Raw genomic sequence first — 7,423 nt, 5'->3', positions numbered from 1 at the left:
CGGCGAACAGTCCGGCCACGTCATGCTCGAGCAGCCAGCTGCAATGGCGCCGATAGGGATCGACATCGAACTGCAGCGCGGCATCGAAATGGGTGACCGGGAAAGACAGCAGACCCGAGCCGATTTTTGCGGCCATTTCCTGGGGAGACATCATCTTGGAGTTCCGTTCAAAGTTCTGTCGGAAGCGCTATCATCGCTTGGCCGACCTCGTCCAAATCCGTTCGGCTTTCGATCGATAGCGCTTCGCTATGGCCCATCTGTGGGCCGCCTCGAGGCCCGGCTCAGAACCGGGCCCGCACGCCCACGCGGAAGGAGCGGCCGATCCCGTCGTAGAGAACCGGGTTGAACGGCTGCGCGCTCGAGGCGTTGCCGGCCGCGACCGGCGGATCCTTGTCGAACAGGTTCTCGACAGCGAAGTAGAGCTCGGTCTTGTTGCGACCCTCGCCGAACAGGGTGTAGCTGCCACCCAGGTCGAAGTACTTGGCTCCGGCAATGTAGTTGCGGTCGATATCGACGCCGCTGACCCAGGTCACGTCGTAGACCCCCGACGAGATCGTGCGCATGGTCAGGCTGAGCGAGCCCTTCTCGCTGTCATAGCCCAGCGAGGTGAAGGTGCGCCACTTGGGGATCGACGGGTTGGCGTTCGGCCCGCCATTCTCGCCCACGGCCTCGTTGGTGACGTTGTTGTTGGTGAAGCTGTAGTTGAGCGCCCGGTTGGCCAGGAAGCGCAGCACGATGTGCCCATTGGCGTCGCGGAACAGGCCATCGAAGGGGATCCGGTAAGACGCGTCGATGTCGAAGCCGCGCACCCGCTGCGAGGCGACGTTGACCGGCACGCGCCGGATCTGGGTGATGGTCCCTGCCGTATTGCGCGTGATCAGTCCGCACAGCTCGCTCTCGCCGCCGATGCAGCGTGATACGATATCGTTCACAGCCAGGGTGGTGATCGCGTCGGTCAGCTTGATGTTGTAGTAATCGAACGAGGCGCTGAAGCCCGGGATGAACCGCGGCGAGACGACCACGCCGAGGCCCAGCGTGTTGGCCTTTTCGGGCCGCAGCGCGCGGTTGCCGTCGGTGATCTGGGTAATGCGGGTCGGGTTGACAGTGGCCAGCGGGTCGGTGACGTCGACGGCCTGCGATGCGCCCGCGGCGTAGAGCTCCTGCAGGTTGGGGGCACGGATGTCGCGCGAGCGGACCACGCGGAACTTGATGTCGCGGATCGGCTCGTAAGTCAGACCGGCCTTCCAGGTCGTCACCCGGCCCGAGGTCGAATAGTCGGTGACCCGCAGGGCGCCGTTGAAATCGGCCGTGCCGATCGCGCTCTCCTTGAGCAGCGGTGCGACCACTTCGGCGAAGCCTTCGGTGACGTGGTACTTGCCCGCGTTGCTCTTGAAGTTGCCGGTGAAGAAGCCGCCCAGCGTGGTGGGATAGAGCGACGGACCCGAGACGAAGTTGGCCGAAACCGGATCGCCCACGGCGGTCACCGATTCCCTGCGGTGTTCGATGCCGGCGGCGAAGGAGACCGGGCCGGCCCAGAGGCTGAACGGTTCTCCGGTGATCGACAGCGAGCCGACCTGCTGGGTGATCGCCTGGGACTGGAAGGCCGTGCCCTTGACATAGGCGATGGCCGCCGGGCTCGCGACGCCGGTGCCGAAGATGTTGAGCGGGACGCAGCCGTCGGTCGGGTTGGTCAGGGTCGAGCGGCAGACGATCTGGCCCGAGGCATTGGTGACCGCGTCGATCGCGTTGCTGAACTTGATGTTGTCGGTCGTGTTCAGCAGCTTGATGTCGAGGTTGGTGCGGCCGTACTGGTAGTAGGCCTGCCACTTCCAGCCCTTGGCGAACTCGCCCGCGAGGGTGCCGACCAGGCGATAGTTCTCACGCTGGATGTCGTTGATCATGCGGCCGAGATCGACCGAGCCATAACCGACCCGGAACGAGGTGATGTTGTTCGCGGCAGCCGTCGCCCGCACGCTGGCCGGAAGGAACGCGTTGCTGGCGCTGATGTCGATATTGTTGACGTTGCGCTGATAGGCCGCCGGACCGAAGGTGTGGGTGGTGCCGTAGGACGCCTCGAAGGTAGCGGTAACCGCCGGGCTGAACTCGTAGCTCAGCATGCCCCAGGCATTGGTGCGATCGATCCGCGGGGTGAGCGTGCCGAAGTTGCCTTCGTTCCACGGGTTGCCGCCGATCATGAAGTTGCCCGCGATCGTGCCATAGACGAACGGCGTGACCGCGCCGCCCGGCCCGAAGCTGGTGCCGAAGAACGGGTTGGTGGTGTTGCTCAGGGCGCCGGCCGTGATGAAATTGCGGCGCACGCCATTCTGCACCACGCTGTTGATCACCGTGCCTTGGGCCACGTTGTTGTAGTGGACGTTGTCGGCGACGATCTGGCGGGGCTGGCCGTTGCCGGCGACAAAGGCCGGATTGGCGACGAGGTAGGTTTCCTTGTACCACTTGCGCTTGGCGGGATCGATCAGGAAGATCCCGTCCTCGTGCTGGTGCTCGCCCGAGATGATGAAGTGCCCGCGCCCATCGGCGAAGGTCTTTCCGAACGATCCGGTGAACTGGTAGTTCTTGTTGTCACCGCGGCTCGTCACGCCGCCCATGACGTTGAGCTTCAGGCCTTCGAACTTGCGGTCGATCACGAAGTTGACCACGCCCGCGACCGCGTCCGAGCCATAGGCGGCGGAAGCGCCGCCGGTGACGATGTCCACCCGGCTGAGCAAGGCGGTCGGGATGTTGTTGACGTCGACCGCGCCGGTCTGGGTCGAGGGGGCGACGCGCTGCCCGTCGATCAGCACCAGGGTGCGGTTCGGGCCCAGGCCGCGCAGGTCGAGCAGGTTGAGACCGGCGGTCCCGGTCGAGGTGGCACCATTGCCCGCGCGCGAGGTCGCCGTGCCGGTCAGCTGCGGCAGCTGGTTGAGATAGTTGGCGACGTTGGTCGGGGCCAACTTGGCGATGGACGAGGCATCGACCACGGTCAGCGGGGTCGGCGCATCATAGCCGTTGCGCTGCACGCGGCTGCCGGTGACGACGATCGCCTCAGCCGGAGTCTGGGCTGCGGGTGCGGCCTCTTCGGCCGGAGCGGTTTGCGCCATGGCAACCGAAGTCGACAGGGCCAGCGGCAGGCTGACGCTGGCCAGCAGCAGCGGACGCACGAAATTCTTCGACATGTTGGGTCTCCCCTCCCGTGGTGCAGCCGCTTGGACGGCATGCCTGTTCTTCACGGTGGAGACTTCCCTGCCGGGCCGGCCAAGTCCAATTCCCGGTCGCAATCAAACGATGCCGGGCGGGCATGAATGGCGCAGCGCGGCTTCGTTTGCCGGCCGCCCCGCGAATTCCGGTCAGGCTCGCGCCAGATAATGCTCCGCCGCCTGCATCAGCCCGCGGGTGTGCCCATAGGCGAAGGCGAAGCTCTGCAGTCCCGCTTCCGGATGGCCGGGGACTTCAGGCACGTGGTCCGGCATCAGCATGCCGTCGTAGCCTACCTCGTGATAGGTCAGCAGCGCCTGGAACATGTCGACATCGCCCTCGTCCGGGAAGGCCTCGCGGAAATGCCCCCGCCCGCCGACGATGTTGCGGAAGTGGACGTTGAAGATCTTCCCGCGCGAGCCGAACCAACGGATCACGTCGAAGAGCTCGACCGCCGGGCGCATCAGGTTCTCGCTGACCGTGCCCTGGCAGAAGTTGAGCCCGTGATAGCGGCTCTCGCGGATGGCGACGAAGCGCTTCAGCCCGTCGATCGTGCCAAGCACCCGGTGGACCCCCTGGTAGCCCTCGGGCGACGTGCCCGGATCATGCGGATGGCAGGCGATGCGGACCTTGTATTCCTCGGCCACGGGCACGACCCGGTCAAGGAACCAGGTGATGCGCTCCCAGAACGCGTCCTCGCTCACCGGCCCCGCGCGGGTCAGCGGGGTCTCCGGCGCGGCCTTGGCGGTGTCCCATTCGCCGAACTGCACCGACCCGCCCCGCCCGGTGACGTGACCGGTGCGCAGCACGCCTAGGATCGACATGTTATACTTGATGCAGGGAATGCCCGCCTCGGCGCAGTTGCGGATCAGGGTCTGGAAGGCCTCGACCTCGCGCTCCCGCTCCGGGCTCTGGGCGAGCATGATGCCGGGGTTGCGTTCGCGGTCGATGTGGGAGGACGGCAAGAGTACGGGGTCGAGGATATCGAGCTTGAGCCCCCTCGCCCCGGCCAGGGCCCTCACGCCCTTCAGCTCGTCGACGGTCGAATACAACCGGCCCTCGGACACCGGTGCCCGCGCGGCGATGTTGGTCACGCCGTAGCGGGCGAGGTACTCGAAATGCTCGTCGGTGGCAGGCCCGCTCTGGCAGCCGAGCTTGAAGCGCAGCCGCCCGCTCGGGCGTTGCCCGGACCGGACCTTGGGAACCTGCGGGGTGGCGGCGACAGCTTCCGCGGCCGACGCCGTTGCGGAGAGAGCCAGGCCCGTGCCCAGCCCCGTCAGGAATTGCCGCCGCTCCATGGTTCTCTCCCCCTTTTCGGTTGGTGTTCTGGTGGTGCTCCCTCAGCCCGCGCCGCCCCAGACGCGGCGGGGCAGGCTCCAGGGATTGGCCTCCTGCAATGCGGCAGGCAGCAGCTCTTCGGGAATGTCCTGCAGGCAGACCGGGCGGAGGAACCGGGCAATGGCCAGCGTGCCGACCGAGGTCGTGCGCCCGTCGGAGGTCGCGGGATAGGGGCCGCCGTGGACCATGGCGGGCGACACCTCGACCCCGGTGCCGAACCCGTTGGCGAGCACCCGACCAGCCTTGCGCCGCGCCACGGGCAGCAGCGCGGCCACGGCCGCATGGTCCGCCTCGGAAAAGTGCAGCGCCACCGTCAGCTGCCCCTCGACCTGGGCCAGCACCCGGCCCACGTCCGCCAGGTCGCGGCAGCGCACCACCAGCGAGGCCGGGCCGAACATCTCATGGCGCAGTTCGGCATGGCTGAGGAAGGCGTCGCTGGTCGTGGTGAACAGCTGCCCCGTCGCGCGAAGATCGGCCGAGCCACCGCGCCCGGCCGCCACGACCGCCTCATGCCGGGCGAGCGTGGCCGTGGCCTCGCCATAGGCCGAGCAGATCCCGGGATGCAGCATGACGCCGGGGCCCCAGGCTTCGAGCGCGCGGGCGGCGGCGGCGACGAACCGGTCCAGCGGCTCGCCATCGATCGCGATCACCAGTCCCGGGTTGGTGCAGAACTGGCCGGTACCCAGCGTCAGAGACGCGACGAAGCTCGCCCCAATCTCGTCCGCCGCCTCGGCCAGCCGCCCGGGGAACAGCAGGACCGGGTTGATCGCGCTCATCTCGGCATAGACCGGAATCGGCACGGGCCGGGCCGCCGCCAGCGCCATCAGCGCCTCGCCACCCCGGCGCGATCCGGTAAAGCCGACGGCGTTGATGCGCGGGTCGGTGACGAGCTGCTGTCCGACGGCGATGCCCGCGTCATGCAGCATCGAGAAGATGCCGGGATCGAACCCGCTGGCCAGCACCGCCTGCGCCACTGCGGCGGCGACGATCTCGCTCGTGCCCGGATGGGCAGGATGTCCCTTGACCACGACCGGACAGCCAGCGGCGAGCGCCGACGCCGTGTCGCCGCCGGCGACCGAGAAGGCGAGCGGGAAGTTCGAAGCCCCGAACACCGCCACCGGCCCGAGGGCCAGCATGCCGAGCCGCAGGTCGGGCTTGGGTCCGGCCGCACGGGTCGGGTCGGCCCGGTCGATCCGGATGTCGGCGAAGGTGCCGTCGCGCAGGACCGCCGCGAACAGGCGCAGCTGGTTGGCCGTGCGCATCCGCTCCCCCTCGAGGCGCGGACGCGGCAGGCCCGTCTCGGCCATGGCCTGCACGATCAGGGCATCGCCGGTTCCCGCTATGGCCTCCGCGATCGCCTCGAGCAGACTTGCCCGATCAGCCGGTGCGCTATCCCCGAAAGCAATCGCCGCGCGGTCTGCAGCGGCCACGGCGGCATCCACCTGGGCGGCAGACGCGGCGCGATAGATCCGGTCGAGTGGCAAGCCGGTGTCCGCGCGGGCCGCGCTGAACGGCGCACCTTCCCCCATCACCGCGCGCGAAGCGACAATCATCAAACCCTGTTCCGGCATGCTGGTCTCCCTGATCGCACACTGTGCGCGAGGTGGCCGCCCCGGGCCAATCGCGTTCGGCGATTGATCGATACGCAATGCTTATTGATCGGGAGATCAGGCCTGCTGATCGTCCTCGGCGCCCCCGAGTTCGCGGGTCCATCGGCGCAGATTGGTCAGCAGAAGGCGCAAGGCCGGATTGACGTTATCCTCGCGCCATGCGGCATGCAGCTCGACGATCGGATCGGAATTCTCGAGCTCTGAGAACACCACATTGTCCGGATGGAGATGGGTCGATGCCTCGGGCACCAGCGCATAGCCATGCCCGGCCCCGACCAGCGTCAGGATCGTGTGGATCTGCGCGACATGCTGGACCAGCTGCGGCGAGGCGTGGGCGTTGGCAAACAGGCCGGTCACCAGATCATGGAAGTACCGCGCCTTGTCCGGCGCATACATGATGATAGGCAGGCCATCGAAGTCCGCCAGCGTGCGCGGGCGGGCATGCTCGGGAATCGAGCTGTGCCGGCAGACCACAAACCGCTCGGTCAGCACGCGCATCGAAGCCAGCTCGGTCCCGCGCACAGGGGGGCGGAGCAGGCCGATGTCGAGCCGGCCGGTCTGGAGTGATTCGAGCTGCTCGCCCGTCACCATCTCCTTCAGCAGCAGCTTCACGTCGGGCATGTCGATCCGCATGCGTCCGAAGAAGCTCGGCAGGAAGCTGTAGCCAGAAGCCGCGGTGAAGCCGAGCGCGACCATGCCGCGCTGCCCCTCGGCCGCCGCGCGCGCGGTCGCCACGGCGCTGTCGGACAGCTCGACGATGCGGCGCGCCTCGGCCAGGAAAACCACCCCGGCTGCGGTCAGCCGCACCGAACGGCTCGACCGCGCTAGCAGTTCCAGCCCGACGATCCGCTCCAGCACCTGGATATGCCGGCTGAGCGGTGGCTGGGTCATGTTGAGGCGCGCCGCGGCACGGCCGAAGTGGAGCTCCTCGGCCACCGCGACGAAGCAGCGCAGCTGGATCAGTTCAAACACTGGGCGGGACCAATGGCTCAATACCTCGGCTTGGCGGGGGAGAAACCGGGATCATACTTGCGCATCTGCCCCGTGTCATCGCGCGTGCGGATGGCGATCCGGTTGAAGGTGGCATGGGCCCGTGCCAGCCTCGCCGAATCGAGCTCGAGACCGAGCCCGGGCCGGTCGGTGACCTCGACGCACCCGCCCGTGAACGCGATCTTGCCGCCGAGTACCACCTCGTCCGCGTCTTCGACCCAGGGGTAGTGCGTGTCGCAGGCATAAGTCAGGTTCGGGGTTGCGGCGGCCAGATGCGCCATGGCCATGAG

General features: G+C 67.6%; 5 protein-coding genes. All 5 read right to left on the bottom strand.

Features of this window, described 5'->3' with window-relative positions; translation table 11 throughout:
* Window positions 1-281: 281 nt before the first annotated feature.
* Window positions 282-3,176 carry a TonB-dependent receptor domain-containing protein gene (locus tag H7F49_RS18570; protein ID WP_185685057.1) on the bottom strand — a complete coding sequence of 965 codons (2,895 nt, stop codon included), beginning with the start codon at window positions 3,174-3,176 and terminating at the stop codon, window positions 282-284.
* A gap of 171 nt (window positions 3,177-3,347) precedes the next feature.
* Window positions 3,348-4,493 carry a mannonate dehydratase gene (locus H7F49_RS18565; protein ID WP_185685056.1) on the bottom strand — a complete coding sequence of 382 codons (1,146 nt, stop codon included), beginning with the start codon at window positions 4,491-4,493 and terminating at the stop codon, window positions 3,348-3,350.
* Window positions 4,494-4,535: 42 nt separating this feature from the next.
* Window positions 4,536-6,086 carry an aldehyde dehydrogenase (NADP(+)) gene (locus H7F49_RS18560; RefSeq protein WP_214647908.1) on the bottom strand — a complete coding sequence of 517 codons (1,551 nt, stop codon included), beginning with the start codon at window positions 6,084-6,086 and terminating at the stop codon, window positions 4,536-4,538.
* A 114-nt stretch (window positions 6,087-6,200) separates the two neighbouring features.
* Window positions 6,201-7,115 carry a LysR family transcriptional regulator gene (locus H7F49_RS18555; protein ID WP_185685054.1) on the bottom strand — a complete coding sequence of 305 codons (915 nt, stop codon included), beginning with the start codon at window positions 7,113-7,115 and terminating at the stop codon, window positions 6,201-6,203.
* A gap of 17 nt (window positions 7,116-7,132) precedes the next feature.
* Window positions 7,133-7,423 (bottom strand): enolase C-terminal domain-like protein (locus H7F49_RS18550; RefSeq protein WP_214647907.1); only part of this gene is annotated, 291 nt, incomplete at its 5' end.

It is taken from the genome of Novosphingobium aerophilum (genome assembly GCF_014230305.1).
Lineage (GTDB): Bacteria > Pseudomonadota > Alphaproteobacteria > Sphingomonadales > Sphingomonadaceae > Novosphingobium > Novosphingobium aerophilum.
Note: the sequence above shows the minus strand (reverse complement) of the source record. Positions and strands in the feature narration are given on the sequence as shown.